Below are 678 nucleotides of genomic sequence, written 5' to 3'. Positions count from 1 at the left end.
GATGGTAGAGCCAGGATCAACTATGAGGAGAATCAATATGAGTTAGGGAAGAATGAAACCAAGTTAGGGCAGAATCACCGTCCGTTTGAGGAGAATAAACTCCAGATCGGGCAGAATAGTATCAGTAAATCCCGCTAGCAGTCTAGTTTTAGAACAAAGCTGAAGCATGTCTTTCCCAGAATGAGTCATCAAAAGAAAAAATCTTCAAATCCAAACGAAAAAGAGAAAGATACTCTATTTTTAAAAGCCAAACCAGAAAAAATGAATGTACCGAATTGGTGATAGAGCTAGGATTATCTAAGGGAAGAATCGAATAAGAGTTGGGGGAGAATAAAACCGAGTTAGGGAAGAATCACCGTCCGTTTGGGAAGAATATACTCCAGTTCGGGCGGAATGATAGTAGTAAATACTCGCTAAATGTCCAGTTTTGAAGCAATGCTGAAGCAGGTCTTTCCCAGAATGAGTCATCAAAAGAAAAAATCTTCAAAACCAAATGAAAAAGAGAAAGATACTCTATTTTTAAAGGCCAAAACAGACAAACTGAACGAGCCGTATCAGTGATAGAGCCAGGATCATCTAAGGGGAGAATCAACAAGAGTTGAGGAAGAATAAAACCAATTTTGGGAATAATATCCACAAGTTTGGGAAGAATAAACTCCAGTTCGGGCAGAATGGTAG

1 protein-coding gene is annotated in these 678 nt (G+C 38.9%); it reads right to left on the bottom strand.

Features of this window, described 5'->3' with window-relative positions:
• Positions 1 to 352: 352 nt before the first annotated feature.
• On the bottom strand, positions 353 to 678 hold a 326-nt coding region (locus tag WYK_RS25540; protein WP_040373721.1), incomplete at its 5' end, for a hypothetical protein.

The organism is Peribacillus psychrosaccharolyticus ATCC 23296, from assembly GCF_000305495.1.
Taxonomy (GTDB): Bacteria; Bacillota; Bacilli; order Bacillales; family DSM-1321; genus Peribacillus; species Peribacillus psychrosaccharolyticus.
Note: the sequence above shows the minus strand (reverse complement) of the source record. Positions and strands in the feature narration are given on the sequence as shown.